The sequence below is a fragment of the Bacillus lumedeiriae genome, assembly GCF_044891285.1.
Classification (GTDB): domain Bacteria; phylum Bacillota; class Bacilli; order Bacillales; family Domibacillaceae; genus Pseudobacillus; species Pseudobacillus lumedeiriae.
This window is the reverse complement of record NZ_JAUIYO010000001.1, coordinates 343,347-357,341: the sequence shown is the minus strand read 5'-3', so window position 1 is coordinate 357,341 and position 13,995 is coordinate 343,347. Positions and strand designations below refer to the sequence as shown.

Sequence of the window (13,995 nt, the reverse complement as noted above, 5' to 3'; positions counted from 1 at the left end):
CATGAAAAAACCAGAATTGCTCGTCACGCCACATAATGTGGAGTCAATCGAGCTGCTTGCCGAAGCAGGCGCTGATGCATTTGTCGTTGGAGAACAGCGGTACGGATTACGCTTGGCAGGAGAATTTAATCGAGAGAACGTGAAACAAGCGATCGAGATTGCCCATACGAAAGGAAAGAAAGTATACGTGGCGATGAATGCGATCTTTCATAATGAAATCGCTAATGAACTAGATGATTATGTTGCTTTTGTTAAAGAAGCGGGTGCCGATGCAATTATTTTTGGCGATCCGGCTGTCTTAATGTCCGTCCGAGCGGCTGCTCCAGACATGCCGCTGCACTGGAACACAGAAACAACGGCTACGAACTATTTTACTTGCAACTACTGGGGACAGCGTGGAGCGGTAAGGGCTGTTCTTGCTCGTGAATTAAGCATGGATGCTGTGATTGAAATAAAAGAGAATGCCGAAGTAGCGATTGAAGTGCAAGTACATGGCATGACATGTATGTTTCAGTCTAAACGGCCGCTTTTAGGTCATTATTTTGAATACCAAGGAAAAGTAATGGAAATTGAAAATCGCAAAGAAGCCAAAAATATGCTTTTATATGATGAAGAACGTAACAATAAGTACCCAATTTTTGAAGATAAAAATGGTACTCACATTATGAGCCCGAACGATATCTGTATCATTGATGAACTTGCAGACCTTATCGAGGCAGAGGTTGACAGCTTCAAAATTGACGGCCTGCTTCATTCACCAGAATATTTGCTTGACGTAACAAAATTTTACCGTCAAGCGATTGATTTATGCTCAGACCATCCGGAAGAATATGAAGACGTAAAAGAAGATCTGTTAGAAAAAGTGGAAGCGATGCAGCCAGAACATCGTCCATTAGATACAGGCTTTTACTTTAAAGAGACGGTCTATTAAAAAAGCTATGTTAATGACTACTGTTGATTGGAGCGAAAGACGCGGAACCCCTGCGGAAATCAACAGACAAGTTTAACAAAGACATTAAAAAAGGAGGAACAATCGTGGATGCGATCAGAAATGATAATATTTCAACTATCGTGGATGGCAAAAGAGTCATTGTAAAAAAACCAGAACTTTTGGCACCGGCCGGCACGCTTGAAAAATTAAAAATTGCCATTCATTATGGAGCAGATGCTGTGTATATCGGTGGCCAAGAATACGGTCTACGTTCAAATGCCGGCAACTTCACACTTGAGGAAATGAAAAAAGGGGTGGAATTTGCTGAGAAATACGGAGCGAAAATATACGTGACAACAAATATTTATGCTCATAATGAAAATATGGAAGGTCTAGAAGACTATTTGCGCGGACTGCAGGAAGCTGGCATTACCGGAATTATTGTAGCCGACCCGCTTATTATCGAGACGTGCCGCCGTGTGGCACCGAAAGTCGAGGTGCATTTGAGCACCCAGCAATCTTTGTCTAACTGGCGTGCCGTTCAGTATTGGAAAGAAGAAGGACTGCACCGTGTCGTTCTTTCTCGTGAAACGACTGGTGAAGAAATGCGTGAAATGAAAGAGAAAGTGGATATTGAAATAGAAACATTTATTCACGGAGCTATGTGTATAGCTTACTCAGGCCGCTGTGTGCTCAGTAACCATATGACTGCTCGTGATTCGAACCGTGGCGGGTGCTGCCAGTCATGCCGTTGGGACTATGATCTTTATTCTTTAGAGGAAAATGGAGAGCAGGCATTATTCTCTGAAGAAGATTCCCCGTTTGCGATGAGCCCGAAAGATTTAAAGCTTGTTGAATCCATTCCACAGATGATTGAACTAGGTATTGACAGCTTAAAAATCGAAGGCAGGATGAAATCGATCCATTATATTGCTACTGTCGTTAGCGTATATCGTCAAGTCATTGATGCGTACTGTGCTGACCCGGAAAACTTTCAAATTAAGCAGGAGTGGCTCGACGAACTTGAAAAGTGTGCGAATCGCCCAGCAGCTCCAGCTTTCTTTGCGGGCACACCAGGAATGGAAGAGCAGTTGTTTGGTGTTCATGGCAAAAAAGCGTCTCATGACTTTGCGGGTCTTGTTCTCGACTACAATGAGGAAACGCAAATGGTGACTTTACAGCAGCGGAATTTCTTCCGTCCTGGAGACGAAATCGAATTTTTCGGTCCGGAAATCACTAACTTCAAACAGAAGGTTAATAGGGTTTGGGACGAAAAAGGAAATGAATTAGATGCGGCTCGTCACCCGCTGCAAATTGTTCGTTTTAAAACAGAAAAACCAGTGTATCCGAATAATATGATGCGGAAAGAACTTGTGTAACATGTATGGCTAAGGGCCGGCCGGCGGAAGGAAATCCTGTATGGCCGGCTCCTGTTAAAGGAGCAGGGTGAAGTGACATTTGTAAGAGTGTGTTCATCTAGTGGAAACAAAAATCTAAACAGTTCTTGAATAAACCGTTATTTTATAGTATCTTTTTATGAAACAGACATAATCTTTTAAAAACAAAGGCTGTCTCAATCATTGGAGCGGACTTGCGGTGCGTTCATATATAGGGGAAAATGCTTTCGCTATATATGAGTACGTCAATAGCTGCTTCAAACGAGGCAGCCTGCTCATGTTTATTTGTTTTCCTTTATGAAGGAAGACGCGAGATGAAAAGGAGTGGAAGGGACTTGTCAACAGAAAAAGTATATCCTATGACCAAAGAGGGGAAAGAAAAGCTAGAGCAGGAACTGGAATATTTAAAAACAGTGAAACGTAAAGAGGTAGTAGAAAGAATTAAAATTGCCCGCAGTTTCGGTGATTTATCGGAAAACTCTGAATACGATTCAGCAAAAGAAGAACAAGCCTTTGTTGAAGGGCGCATTGGTACAATTGAAGCGATGATCCGCAATGCAGAAATCATTGAAGAGGACAACAGCAATGTTGTTTCTTTAGGAAAAACGGTCGTTTTTGTTGAGCTGCCTGATGGAGAAGAAGAAGCATATACGATTGTCGGAAGTGCTGAAGCTGATCCGTTTGAAGGCAAGATTTCAAACGATTCCCCGATCGCGAAGAGCTTGCTCGGCAAGGAAGTAAACGATGAAGTTGTCGTGCAAACACCTGGTGGAGAAATGAAAGTGAAAATTGTCTCAATTAAATAATTAAATTCAAAAAGCGTTAAAGGGATAGGCCTTTAGCGCTTTTTTCAATCAAAATGGCTTCATGTTCCAACGAAGTCATGATAAAATGTAGAATGATGCCAAAGAGAAAGGAGTTGTATCATGGCACAGTCAACACGTGCAGGAAGAAAATCTAAACGAAGAAAAACAAACCGAATCTTAAATACTGCCATTGCGGTGGTCGTTCTTTTAATCATTATTGTCGGCTTTACCATTTTTTCTGGTGGTGAAAAAGAAGAAGTATCGCAGCCGCCAGTAAAGAAGGAAGAAACGCAGCAGCCTGCAGGTAACGAAGAAGATGAACAGCCGGCTGATATAGAAGCAGACACGACTTCTCAAGTGGAAGAAGAAGAAGAGGAAAAGGACGAGCAGGAAGCAGTCGTTGAAAAAGAAAGCGACGAGCCGAACGTTGAGAAAGAAATTACTAATCCCAACTGGACGGGGGCTGGTACTTCACAATCCGGTCAGCATACGTCTTCATTCGATACGTCTTCAGTCGATTGGCAAGAAAAAACGGCTGCCTTATCGTATGCAACAGGTATTCCACAAGAAGAAATGACTGTATGGTACATTAGCGGAGACGGGCCAAAGGGAGCCATTGGAACGGTTTCCCCGAAAAGTGACAAGAATGATGCCTACCGTGTATATATTAGCTGGGTGGACGGTGAAGGCTGGAAACCGACTAAAGTATATAAGCTGAAACACAATGATAAAGGCCGTTAAACGGTAAAGGGGATTCGCGTGATCGCGAGTCCCCTTTACTTTTTTGCTGATTCTAAGCGGCTGCCTTCCGCTTTTCTTTGGTCTAGCTGCAGCGCCTAGCTCCTCGAGTCAAATAACCTTCCCCCAATGAAGTCAAAGAGCGGCTTCTTTGGGGGAAGAACATTTGCCTGTCGGAGCAGAACAGGCGCTTCCGCTTTTCTTTTCTTATTTCATTTTAAAGTGAACGACTGCTGAATAGTGTCTGCGTCCGTCTGTGTCGATTTGCATTTGGTGAGAGACGGAATGAACGCCGAGGAGGATTGCCCGGTTTTGTTCAACTTTTTCGGCGATCTTTTTTTCCAATGAAACGAGGTCGCCCGCTTCAAAAAGTTCAATTTTATCTTCAATTAAATCGAGTTGAAACAACATGGATTTACTCCCTTCAAGTTGAAATCATACTTTTTATGTACATGTGGTGAGCTGTCTTCTTTCGCTTAAAGCTGGCAGCTCTAATAGACGGTACTCTCATTAATATAGTATACTGCGGACGGCAGAGGTGGTACAAGTCATCTCTTGCTTAGCACAACTTTTCATCCTTGTTTAAAGGTGAACTGTGTCCGTCTGGATTTTCTCGTTCAGAAAAGCAATAAACGAAAAAACGGGCAAGCGATTCAATGGAAAAAGTGCTAGAATGAAACAGGTAAATGTGAAGAAAATGGAGGACTCACTAATGAAAATAGCAATTATTGGGGCAATGGAAGAAGAAGTAGTTATTTTGCGTGAAAAAATGGAAAATCGCCAAGTAGAAACGATCGCTAATAGTGAATTTACAACAGGAACACTCAATGGTGCGGAGGTTGTTTTGCTGAGATCTGGTATTGGAAAAGTGAATGCGGCGATGACAACTGCTATTTTGCTGCACCATTTTAAACCAGATGCTGTCATTAATACGGGGTCAGCCGGAGGACTTGATCCGAAATTAAACGTTGGTGACGTGGTGATTTCTACGGAAGTTCGTCATCACGATGTCGATGTGACGGTATTTGGCTATGAATATGGTCAAGTACCTCAGCTGCCCGCGGCTTTTAAAGCCGATGAAAGGCTGATTGATATTGCTGTAGGCTGTATTGCAGAAGAAAAGGAGGTACAGGTTGTCCAAGGATTGATTGCAACAGGTGATTCGTTTATGAACGACCCGGAACGTGTACTTTCAATAGGAAAGAAATTTGAAGGGCTTCAGGCCGTTGAAATGGAAGCAGCGGCCATTGCACAAGTCGCTCATCAATTCGGTGTACCATTCGTTATTATCCGCTCAATTTCAGATATTGCCGGCAAGGAATCTAATATTTCATTTGAACAGTTCCTGCCGAAGGCCGCCCGCCATTCTGCTAACTTTGTTATGAGCATCGTTGATCAATTGGCCTAACAGTAAAGTGTGAAGAATTTGTGAAAACGGTGCTACAGATTCTCTAATTTGTGGTACATTATATAGTAAATAGCTTTCACGAGTACGTAAGGAGTGAAGAATGATGGTCATGATGATTATGGGATTGCTGCTTGCTACGATTATGGGTGTACTAGTCTCCATCACAATTGATTAATAAGAAAAGCGGAAGCGCCTGCTCTGCTCCGACAGGCAAATGTTCTTTGCTCAAAGAAGTCGCCCTTTGACTTCATTGAGCGAAGGTTATTTGACCCGAGGAGCAAGGCGCTGCAGCTAGACAGAAGAAAAGCGGAAGCGCCTGCTCTGCTCCGACAGGCAGATGTTCTTTCACTTGGAGCAGAACAGGCGCATGATCGTTCTCGAAAAGCAAATATTACTTTTCAGAAAAAACCGGCTCTAGGCCGGTTTTTTAGATCTTTAATTTCCATGACCTTTTTCTTCTCGATAAAATTCGTGAAACATTTTCATGAGGGCGCGTTTTTCAATGCGTGATACATAACTGCGTGAAATGCCAAGTTCCTTGGCAATTTCACGTTGTGTTTTCTCCTCGTTTTGGTTTAATCCAAAACGGGCGATGATCACTTCCTGTTCCCGTTCATCGAGTACTTTCATAAATTTTAACACTTTTTTTAGTTCGATGGTCAGCAAAATATGCTCAAGTACATCTTCATCTTCCGATTTTAAAATATCAAGCAGATTAATTTCATTCCCTTCTTTGTCATGGCCGATCGGATCTTGAAGAGATACATCCTTTTTCGTTTTCTTTAAAGCGCGCAAATGCATTAAAATTTCATTTTCGATACATCGAGCCGCGTAAGTGGCAAGTTTCGTGCCTTTTCCGCCTGAATAGCTTTCAATACCTTTAATTAAACCAATTGTGCCGATAGAAATTAAATCTTCCGAATCTTCTCCGGTATTTTCAAACTTTTTGACGATATGCGCAACGAGCCGGAGGTTGTGCTCGATCAATTTGTTGCGCGCATCCATGTCGCCTTCCGCCATTTTTTCTAAGTATAGTTTTTCTTCTGCGGGGGACAGCGGCTGGGGAAAGGCATTGTTTTTTACGTATGACACGAAAAAAAGCAATTCTTTTACGGCGTATGACAAAGCAGCAAGAATGCTGAACATCAGCCAGCCTCCTTTCTGTAAATCCGCTATTGTCTAAGTGTATGAAAGGAAAGCGCAAGATTTGCCTGTCCCCTCCATATTTCAGATTTTAAAGCGTGAATAAACTACAGTATGGGAAGAATAGAGAACGTGGACAAGGAGCTCTCTGGTAAGCGGCTGACACTTTTGTTTACAGTGCAGTCAAGAGTGGCGGTAAATAGGAAGAGGAATGAATGGTTACATTGAAATTAAAATAACCCCAGGGGGTTCCTGGGGGCTTTACACTTTCTTTAGTTTGAATGGACTGACCATTAATAAAGATAAACAGATAATGATGACCATAAATGACGGCATTGGTAAATAAGGGATGGTTAAATAGCTGAGTGTAAGCAGGCATCCGGCTGCTGTGATTGGAAGTCCGTGGAAGTAACCGTTGTTTTCAGAGATGTTGAAGCGAGCTAGCCTGAAAGCTCCACAGCCGATATAGAAAACAGTGAAGAATGAGCCTGGGAAGCCGAATTCAGATAAAATACCTGTATAAAGCAGCAAAGCAGGAGCGACTCCAAATGAAATAATGTCACACATAGAATCCAGCTGCTTGCCAAGTTCAGATTCGATATTCAATTTGCGGGCGATCATTCCATCAAATCGATCAGCTAAAGCAGCGACAAAAATAAGCAGCAGGCCAAGATGATATTGTCCATGCATCGTCATTAAGATGGAAAAGCCGCCTAAAGCTAAATTACCTAATGTCAGCACATTGGCAGTTTGCGCTTTTACTTTCTTAATTGTGGTATCTATCACTTGAGAAATAAACAAATTTACACTCTCCTCGGATTTAGCAGGAAATCTGCTGATAGTTTATTATATAATAATATTTTAGCGATGATCTATTATACCATAAAGTGGATGAAGTTTTAAATTTTTTTGGAGGTTACATTGTGCGACGGCAATTATATCGTTTTTTGATCGAGTTAACAAATAAAAGATGGTCATCCTGGCTCATTCGACGATACACAAGCTCTTCCTTAAGCAAGCCGATGATTCGCTCGTTTATAAAGATTTATCGGGTGAATGAAAAGGAAATGGCTCATTCAGTGAAGAACTATCGGACGCTTCATGATTTTTTTATACGTGAGCTGTTGCCTGAAGCAAGAACAATTCATTACGGGCATAGACACGTTGTCAGCCCTGTGGATGCTGTGCTTGCAGAGGCAGGATCAATTATGGGCGGCTGTGAGATTGTTGTAAAAGGAAAGTCTTATTCTGTCACCGAAATGCTTGGAAGCCGTGAAAAAGCGGCCAGCTACGAAAAAGGCACGTTTCTCGTTCTTTATTTAAGTCCGAGCCACTATCACCGGATTCACAGCCCCATTGATGGGCGTGTAGTGGATGAATGGACACTAGGCAGGTATTCCTATCCGGTAAATGCATATGGGCTAAAATATGGCAAGGCGCCGCTTTCGAAGAACTACCGCGATATAACTGAACTTGCATTTGATTCGGGAAACATGGCTGTAGTGAAAGTAGGAGCGATGTTTATTAACTCGATTGAACGTTCTCACGATCGGTCAGTATGGAAGCAGGGGGAAGAAGTAGCTTACTTCAACTTCGGTTCCACAGTTGTTCTTTTATTTGAGCCGGATACGTTTAAATTAAATGAACAATTGACCATTCCGTGTGAGGTAAAAGTCGGTGAAAAAATCGGTACATTGATTAAGAGTGTTTAAAATAAACTTTGTTGACAATAAAAAAAAGCACTGCTTGAGCGAGTGCTTTTTATTAGCATGCTTTTACTTGATGATAGAGGGCTCTCTTTTTTAATTCATCTTCAATTAATGAGATAAAGTCACGACTAAGGCCAAGTTTACAAGCTTTCGTATAAGTTTCTAAGAGTAAGTCATCTGAAAGGCGGTTCATTAATCGTTCACCTCCAGTAAATTAAATGGTCTATAATTAGTAAAGTTGCATAGGATGTTAGGTTGAAGTATCTTACTACCTCACTTTACTAAATATAAACAAAAAGAACAAGTGTTCCTTTATCCACAGAAGGACGTGGATAAATTGTGGACAGGTTGTGTTTAAGTGATAAAAAATAGCCAAAAGCTAGAAGGATAATGTGTATAAAGTTATCCACAATAAAAAAATTAAAAATATGTCGAAAAATTTTTTGGTATATTTATAAAAGTAAAAACTTGGCGTTATATGTTTTGCTTTGTCACAATAGCCAAAATCCGCTATGATAAAAGCAATGAAAGCGGAAAGAACGGGGTGCAGGGTATTGTTAAAGAAATTTTTACCGAGCAAGCATGTTAAAAGTATTTTTCATATTACACCGCAGGATTTGACAGCCCGAGGAATAAAAGCGATTATTACCGATTTAGATAATACGCTCGTTGCCTGGGACCGTCCGGATGCAACACCAGAATTATTAGAATGGTTCAAGGAAATGAGAGAGGCAGGCATTAAGGTGCTGATTGTTTCTAACAATAATAAAAAACGTGTCAGCACGTTTTCTCATCCAATTGATATTCCGTATATTTTTGAAGCCCGTAAACCGATGGGCAGGGCGTTTCGTCAAGCGGTAAAAATATTAGGTGTCAAGAAGGAAGAGACCGTTGTGATCGGCGATCAGCTGCTGACAGATATATTTGGCGGCAATCGCAATGGTTTTTACACCATTTTAGTCGTGCCGGTCGCACAGACTGACGGTTTTTGGACAAAATTCAACCGCCGGATTGAACGGAGAATCATGAATTTTTTTAAACGAAAAGGTTTAATTCAATGGGAGGAAAATAAGTGAATAACGAAAAAATTATGTGTACAGGGTGCGGCATCGACGTACAGACGGAAGATCCAAAAGGACTTGGCTATGCGCCGGCTTCCGCCCTTGAAAAGGAAGCGGTTGTCTGCCAGCGCTGCTTTCGCTTAAAGAATTATAATGAAGTGCAGGATGTTTCTTTAACAGATGATGATTTCTTAAAGATTTTAAACACACTTGGACAAACGGACAGTTTAATTGTTAAAATCGTCGACATTTTTGATTTTAACGGCAGCTGGCTTCCGGGGCTGCATCGTTTTGCCGGAAGCAACCCCGTTCTTCTAATTGGCAACAAAGTCGATCTTCTTCCTAAATCAGTGAAAAAGAACAAGTTAATTAATTGGATGAAACAGGAAGCGAAAGAACTTGGCTTAAAACCGGTCGATGTGCTGCTCGTCAGTGCGGCTAAAGGAGAGTCTATAGGAGAAGCCATACAAGCGATCGATTATCATCGAAAAGGGAAAGATGTCTACATAGTCGGATGTACAAATGTGGGCAAGTCAACGTTTATTAACCGAATTATTAAAGAAGTGACAGGGGAAAAAGATGTCATTACTACTTCTCACTTCCCGGGCACAACACTTGATATGATCGAAATACCACTTGATGATGGCCATTTTCTCGTGGATACACCAGGGATTATTAATCATCATCAAATGGCCCACTTTGTAGATAAGAAAGACTTGAAATACATTACACCTAAAAAAGAAATTAAGCCAAAAATCTTTCAGCTGAACGAACAGCAAACTTTGTTTTTTGGCGGTCTTGCCCGCTTTGACTATCTTTCAGGCGGCCGTCGATCCTTCACCTGTCATGTATCGAATGAATTAATGATTCATCGGACGAAGCTGGAAAAAGCGGATGAATTATATAGTATGCATGCTGGAGAATTGCTCACTCCGCCGCGAAGAGAAGAGATAGAAGAGTTTCCAGAGCTTGTCCGCCATGAATTTATGGTGAAAGAAGGAAAAATGGATGTAGTCTTTTCTGGACTTGGCTGGGTGACGATCAATGAACCAGGTGCCAAAGTAGCTGCTTATGTACCAAAAGGAGTCAGTGTTTTTCTGCGGAGATCTTTAATTTAAAGGCTATCGTTGATTTGTTGATTGGAACGGAAGGTGCGAGACTCCTGCGTGCGGGAAAAGCGTGTCCACGGGAGACCCCGCAGGAGCGGCAGCGAAAATCACAGATATCTTTAACAAAGTCGATTTAAAAGAAGGTGAAAATGAATGAAAAAGTTATTTGGAGTTATAGGAGACCCGATTGCTCATTCGATGTCGCCTCTGATGCATAACGATGCCTTTGGCCGGCTCGGCATTGATGGATATTATCAGCCTTTTCATGTAAAACCGGATGATCTAGAAGCGGCCGTTCGCGGTATGAAAGCGATTGGTGTGCAAGGATTTAACGTAACGATCCCTCACAAATCGGCCATTATTCCGCTGCTTGACCAAGTAGATCCACTGGCACGGGCAATCGGTGCTGTTAATACAGTTGTCCGTGAGCAGAATGGCTGGACGGGTTACAACACCGATGGAATGGGATTTGTCCGCGGACTTCGTGAGGCATACGGGGAACCTCTTGAAGATAAGCGGGTATTATTGATCGGTGCAGGAGGTGCCGCGCGTGCCATTTACTATACCCTTGCTTCTGAGAATGTGAACCAGATTGACATTGCCAATCGAACGCTTGAAAAAGCATCCGTTCTTGTCGATAACTGTCCTTATCCGGTTGCGAGTAAAGTGCAAACAACAGATGAAGCGGCAAAACAGCTGGATGTTTATGATATTGTGATTCAAACAACGTCCATCGGCATGACACCGCTTATTGAGGAAAGTCCGCTGTCAATGGCTAACATGAAGCCAGGTGCGTTTGTTTCGGATATTATTTATAATCCTTTGGAAACGAAGATACTAAAAGATGCAGAAGAACGAGGTGCCCGTATTCAAAACGGATTGAAAATGTTCGTGTATCAAGGCGCACTGGCATTCGAAAAATGGACAGGCCAAACGCCTGATATTGATTCAATGGAAGAAATTGTACGTCATCAATTGGGAGGAAGTTATGTTAACAACTAAGCAAAAAGCATTTTTACGTTCAAAAGCTCATCACCTGGACCCTATTTTCCAAGTGGGAAAAGGCGGAGTGAATGAAAATATGATTAAACAAATTGCGAATGCCCTAGAGGCCCGCGAACTCATTAAAGTGAGCATATTACAAAATTGCGGGGAAGATAAACATGAGGTGGCAGAACAATTAACAAAGGGAGCCCGTGCAAAGCTTGTACAGGTCATTGGCAGCATTATTGTCCTGTATAAAGAATCTAGGGAAAATAAAAAGATTGAGCTGCCGCGATGAAGAAAAGAACAGGTATTTTAGGAGGCACATTTAATCCTCCGCATTTTGGTCATTTAATTATAGCAAATGAAGTGTTAGAGGCGCTTGATTTAGATGAAATCCGCTTTATGCCCAACCATATTCCGCCGCATAAAACGATCGCTGAACATATTCACGATGATGACCGGATCCGCATGCTCCAAGCAGCGATCGACGGACATTCGCGTTTTTCTCTGGAATTAACGGAAATGGAGCGAAAAGGGACTTCCTACACATTTGATACAATGAAATGGTTAAAAGAGAAGGAACCGGAAACAGAGTTTTATTTTATCATTGGCGGGGATATGATTGAATATTTACCGAAGTGGCATAAGGTGGATGAACTGTGCCGTATGATCACGTTTGTCGGTGTGCGCCGGCCGGGATATTCAACGACAACCCCCTATCCGGTCGTGCTGATTGAAACGCCTGAAATTCATCTTTCTTCTTCGATGCTAAGAAAAAGAGCGGCAAATGGAGGCACATTGCGTTATTTGATGCCGGAAAAAGTAATGGCTTATATAAAGGAGAATCGCTTATATGGAACGTGAAAAGGCGCTCTCACTCGTCAAGGAACAAATAACAGAACATCGCTACAATCATACGCTTGGCGTCGTAGAAACGGCTGTTGCGCTCGCTCAGAGGTACGGGGCCGATGTGAAAAAAGCGGAGCTTGCTGCTATTTTTCATGACTATGCTAAATTTCGTCCGAAAGAGGAAATGGCGGCAATTATTAAGCAGCAAAACATGGATCCGCAGCTGTTGGCGTTTCATTCAGAGTTATGGCATGCCCCGGCAGGTGCCTATTTAGTGGCAAAAGAAGCTGGTATCGAAGATGAGGCTATTTTAGACGCTATCCGCTTTCATACGTCGGGAAGAGTGGGCATGACACAGCTTGAAAAAATCGTTTATGTGGCTGACTACATCGAACCGGGCCGTCATTTTCCAGGTGTGGAAGAGGTACGCGAATTAGCAGATAAAGATTTAGATGCAGCGCTGATCCAGGCGCTGAAAAACACGATTCAGTTTTTAATGAAGAAAAATCAACCGGTTTATCCGGATACTTTTCATACGTACAATGATTTGACAATGAAGAAGGGGGACACAAATTGATGGATCAACCCGAAATTTTACAAAGAGTCGCTGCGGCGGCAGATGATAAAAGAGCGGAAAATATCGTCGTTTTAAATATGCAGGGAATTTCACTAATGGCTGACTATTTCATGATTTGCCACGGGAATTCTGATAAGCAAGTACAAGCTATTGCCCGTGAGGTTAAAGAGCAGGCAGAGGAATTAGGATATCAGATAAAACGCATGGAAGGGTTTGACGAAGCGCGGTGGGTACTCATTGACCTTGGCGATATTATCGCCCACGTATTCCATCGTGATGAGCGGCTTTATTACAACCTAGAACGGCTTTGGGGAGATGCGCCTGAACTTGATGTGCAGGGCGAGCTGCTTACATGACATATGAACGCTTTGCTCATATATACGACTTTTTAATGGGGGATGCGCCGTATGAAGAGTGGATGGTTTTTTTTCAGCGGCATGCATCTGCGCTGTCCGGAAAAGAGGTATTGGATCTGGCCTGCGGCACAGGTGAATTCACTTGGCGTCTCGCAGAAGCGGGCTGGGAGGTAACAGGCGTTGATTTATCAGACAGCATGCTTTTCGTGGCCCGTCAAAAAGCGGAGGAAAAAAACTTGTCCATTCCATTATTTCAGCAAGATATGAGAGAGTTAGAAGGAATTGGCCCGTTTGATGTCATTACTATTTTCTGCGACTCCCTTAATTATTTATTGGAAAAAGAAGACGTGAAGCGTACATTTGAAAGTGTATATAGGCAGTTAAAACCAGGCGGCCTGTTTTCATTTGATGTCCATTCCTTGTATAAAATGCGACATACTTTTAAAGATGGCACCTTCACAGCAGTTGATGAAGAGATCTCGTACATTTGGAACTGTTTTGACGGTGAACAGCCTGATAGTATTGAGCATGAACTAACTTTCTTTGTTCATGACGAGGAAACAGATCAGTATGAGCGGTTTGATGAGCTGCATACTCAGCGTACCTTTGCACCTGAACAATATGAAGTATGGCTTCAGGAATCTGGGTTTATTGACATTCAAATCACCGCCGACTTTACTGAACAGCCGCCGGAAGAAACAAGTCAAAGAATATTTTTTGTGTGCAGAAAATAATTTCTCGCACATCCATCAGGGCAGACTATAGCGGCTCTGCGGAAAGTGAGAAGGAGAGGCTTGAATGAAATGGGCCTCTCCTTTTTTATGGCTGTGTTAATGACACTTGTTGATGAAAGCGGAAATCAATAGGTAGTTTAACAAATTTTTTTGTGAAAAATAAAGGGTTTATCTATCTGACGGCGAATGG

General features: G+C 42.3%; 18 protein-coding genes. 14 read left to right on the top strand and 4 right to left on the bottom strand.

Annotated features, from left to right (window positions below):
* Position 1: 1 nt before the first annotated feature.
* The 4 genes from QYG89_RS01915 to QYG89_RS01900 all read left to right on the top strand — a co-directional run bounded on the left by QYG89_RS01915 (position 2) and on the right by QYG89_RS01900 (position 3,875).
* The gene (locus QYG89_RS01915) at positions 2-931 is read left to right on the top strand and encodes a peptidase U32 family protein (RefSeq protein ID WP_404313988.1); all 930 of its coding nucleotides are present in this window, start codon (positions 2-4) and stop codon (positions 929-931) included.
* A 113-nt stretch (positions 932-1,044) separates the two neighbouring features.
* Complete coding sequence (locus tag QYG89_RS01910; protein ID WP_404314599.1) at positions 1,045-2,310, top strand: peptidase U32 family protein; 1,266 nt, start codon at positions 1,045-1,047, stop codon at positions 2,308-2,310.
* Between the two features lie 353 nt (positions 2,311-2,663).
* On the top strand, positions 2,664-3,134 hold the full coding sequence (gene greA / locus QYG89_RS01905; RefSeq protein ID WP_404314597.1) for a transcription elongation factor GreA: 471 nt from the start codon (positions 2,664-2,666) through the stop codon (positions 3,132-3,134).
* Positions 3,135-3,254: 120 nt separating this feature from the next.
* Positions 3,255-3,875: a DUF1510 family protein gene (locus QYG89_RS01900; RefSeq protein ID WP_404313986.1), complete on the top strand. Its 621-nt coding sequence runs from the start codon at positions 3,255-3,257 to the stop codon at positions 3,873-3,875.
* A 204-nt stretch (positions 3,876-4,079) separates the two neighbouring features.
* Here QYG89_RS01900 and QYG89_RS01895 read toward each other — a convergent pair whose 3' ends face one another.
* Positions 4,080-4,283 carry a DUF2536 family protein gene (locus QYG89_RS01895; protein WP_404313984.1) on the bottom strand — a complete coding sequence of 68 codons (204 nt, stop codon included), beginning with the start codon at positions 4,281-4,283 and terminating at the stop codon, positions 4,080-4,082.
* Between the two features lie 301 nt (positions 4,284-4,584).
* Between QYG89_RS01895 and mtnN the strand changes: the two genes are divergently transcribed.
* Positions 4,585-5,280 carry a 5'-methylthioadenosine/S-adenosylhomocysteine nucleosidase gene (gene mtnN, locus QYG89_RS01890; RefSeq protein ID WP_404313982.1) on the top strand — a complete coding sequence of 232 codons (696 nt, stop codon included), beginning with the start codon at positions 4,585-4,587 and terminating at the stop codon, positions 5,278-5,280.
* Between the two features lie 435 nt (positions 5,281-5,715).
* On the opposite strand, the gene sigK is transcribed toward mtnN, so the two are convergent.
* A complete protein-coding gene (gene sigK, locus QYG89_RS01885) occupies positions 5,716-6,426 on the bottom strand; it encodes an RNA polymerase sporulation sigma factor SigK (RefSeq protein ID WP_404313980.1) in 711 nt (236 codons plus the stop codon).
* Positions 6,427-6,684: 258 nt separating this feature from the next.
* Positions 6,685-7,224, bottom strand: coding sequence for a CDP-diacylglycerol--serine O-phosphatidyltransferase (pssA, locus tag QYG89_RS01880; protein WP_404313978.1), 540 nt, complete (start codon positions 7,222-7,224; stop codon positions 6,685-6,687).
* A 122-nt stretch (positions 7,225-7,346) separates the two neighbouring features.
* On the opposite strand from pssA, the gene QYG89_RS01875 reads away from it, so the two are divergent.
* On the top strand, positions 7,347-8,135 hold the full coding sequence (locus QYG89_RS01875; RefSeq protein WP_404313976.1) for a phosphatidylserine decarboxylase: 789 nt from the start codon (positions 7,347-7,349) through the stop codon (positions 8,133-8,135).
* A gap of 52 nt (positions 8,136-8,187) precedes the next feature.
* Here the strand turns inward: QYG89_RS01875 and sda are convergent, their stop codons facing one another.
* Complete coding sequence (gene sda / locus QYG89_RS01870; RefSeq protein ID WP_404313974.1) at positions 8,188-8,325, bottom strand: sporulation histidine kinase inhibitor Sda; 138 nt, start codon at positions 8,323-8,325, stop codon at positions 8,188-8,190.
* 331 nt (positions 8,326-8,656) lie between these two features.
* Between sda and QYG89_RS01865 the strand changes: the two genes are divergently transcribed.
* From QYG89_RS01865 to QYG89_RS01830, 8 genes are all read left to right on the top strand, one after another.
* On the top strand, positions 8,657-9,208 hold the full coding sequence (locus QYG89_RS01865; protein WP_404313972.1) for a YqeG family HAD IIIA-type phosphatase: 552 nt from the start codon (positions 8,657-8,659) through the stop codon (positions 9,206-9,208).
* Positions 9,209-9,222: 14 nt separating this feature from the next.
* A complete protein-coding gene (gene yqeH, locus QYG89_RS01860) occupies positions 9,223-10,311 on the top strand; it encodes a ribosome biogenesis GTPase YqeH (protein ID WP_404314595.1) in 1,089 nt (362 codons plus the stop codon).
* A 144-nt stretch (positions 10,312-10,455) separates the two neighbouring features.
* Positions 10,456-11,304: a shikimate dehydrogenase gene (aroE, locus tag QYG89_RS01855; protein ID WP_404313970.1), complete on the top strand. Its 849-nt coding sequence runs from the start codon at positions 10,456-10,458 to the stop codon at positions 11,302-11,304.
* Positions 11,291-11,584 carry a ribosome assembly RNA-binding protein YhbY gene (gene yhbY, locus QYG89_RS01850; RefSeq protein ID WP_404313968.1) on the top strand — a complete coding sequence of 98 codons (294 nt, stop codon included), beginning with the start codon at positions 11,291-11,293 and terminating at the stop codon, positions 11,582-11,584. Before aroE ends, yhbY begins: the two co-directional genes overlap by 14 nt.
* Entirely contained in the window at positions 11,581-12,153 is a 573-nt protein-coding gene (locus tag QYG89_RS01845) for a nicotinate-nucleotide adenylyltransferase (RefSeq protein ID WP_404313966.1), read from the top strand. The genes yhbY and QYG89_RS01845 overlap by 4 nt, the downstream gene beginning before the upstream one ends.
* Positions 12,143-12,715 carry a bis(5'-nucleosyl)-tetraphosphatase (symmetrical) YqeK gene (gene yqeK, locus QYG89_RS01840; protein ID WP_404313964.1) on the top strand — a complete coding sequence of 191 codons (573 nt, stop codon included), beginning with the start codon at positions 12,143-12,145 and terminating at the stop codon, positions 12,713-12,715. Before QYG89_RS01845 ends, yqeK begins: the two co-directional genes overlap by 11 nt.
* A complete protein-coding gene (rsfS, locus tag QYG89_RS01835) occupies positions 12,715-13,071 on the top strand; it encodes a ribosome silencing factor (RefSeq protein WP_404314593.1) in 357 nt (118 codons plus the stop codon). The genes yqeK and rsfS overlap by 1 nt, the downstream gene beginning before the upstream one ends.
* Positions 13,068-13,805, top strand: a complete 738-nt coding sequence (locus QYG89_RS01830) for a class I SAM-dependent DNA methyltransferase (RefSeq protein WP_404313962.1) — start codon at positions 13,068-13,070, stop codon at positions 13,803-13,805. The genes rsfS and QYG89_RS01830 overlap by 4 nt, the downstream gene beginning before the upstream one ends.
* The last annotated feature ends 190 nt before the right edge of the window (positions 13,806-13,995 follow it).

What these genes read in the sequence shown, in the direction of transcription:
- QYG89_RS01915 (WP_404313988.1), top strand. Translation starts at nt 2, where the DNA reads ATGAAAAAACCAGAATTGCTCGTCACGCCACATAATGTGGAGTCAATC.
- QYG89_RS01900 (WP_404313986.1), top strand. Translation starts at nt 3,255, where the DNA reads ATGGCACAGTCAACACGTGCAGGAAGAAAATCTAAACGAAGAAAAACA.
- QYG89_RS01895 (WP_404313984.1), bottom strand. Translation starts at nt 4,283, where the DNA reads ATGTTGTTTCAACTCGATTTAATTGAAGATAAAATTGAACTTTTTGAA.
- mtnN (WP_404313982.1), top strand. Translation starts at nt 4,585, where the DNA reads ATGAAAATAGCAATTATTGGGGCAATGGAAGAAGAAGTAGTTATTTTG.
- sigK (WP_404313980.1), bottom strand. Translation starts at nt 6,426, where the DNA reads ATGTTCAGCATTCTTGCTGCTTTGTCATACGCCGTAAAAGAATTGCTT.
- sda (WP_404313974.1), bottom strand. Translation starts at nt 8,325, where the DNA reads ATGAACCGCCTTTCAGATGACTTACTCTTAGAAACTTATACGAAAGCT.
- QYG89_RS01865 (WP_404313972.1), top strand. Translation starts at nt 8,657, where the DNA reads ATGAAAGCGGAAAGAACGGGGTGCAGGGTATTGTTAAAGAAATTTTTA.
- yqeH (WP_404314595.1), top strand. Translation starts at nt 9,223, where the DNA reads ATGTGTACAGGGTGCGGCATCGACGTACAGACGGAAGATCCAAAAGGA.
- aroE (WP_404313970.1), top strand. Translation starts at nt 10,456, where the DNA reads ATGAAAAAGTTATTTGGAGTTATAGGAGACCCGATTGCTCATTCGATG.
- yhbY (WP_404313968.1), top strand. Translation starts at nt 11,291, where the DNA reads ATGTTAACAACTAAGCAAAAAGCATTTTTACGTTCAAAAGCTCATCAC.
- QYG89_RS01845 (WP_404313966.1), top strand. Translation starts at nt 11,581, where the DNA reads ATGAAGAAAAGAACAGGTATTTTAGGAGGCACATTTAATCCTCCGCAT.
- yqeK (WP_404313964.1), top strand. Translation starts at nt 12,143, where the DNA reads ATGGAACGTGAAAAGGCGCTCTCACTCGTCAAGGAACAAATAACAGAA.
- rsfS (WP_404314593.1), top strand. Translation starts at nt 12,715, where the DNA reads ATGGATCAACCCGAAATTTTACAAAGAGTCGCTGCGGCGGCAGATGAT.
- QYG89_RS01830 (WP_404313962.1), top strand. Translation starts at nt 13,068, where the DNA reads ATGACATATGAACGCTTTGCTCATATATACGACTTTTTAATGGGGGAT.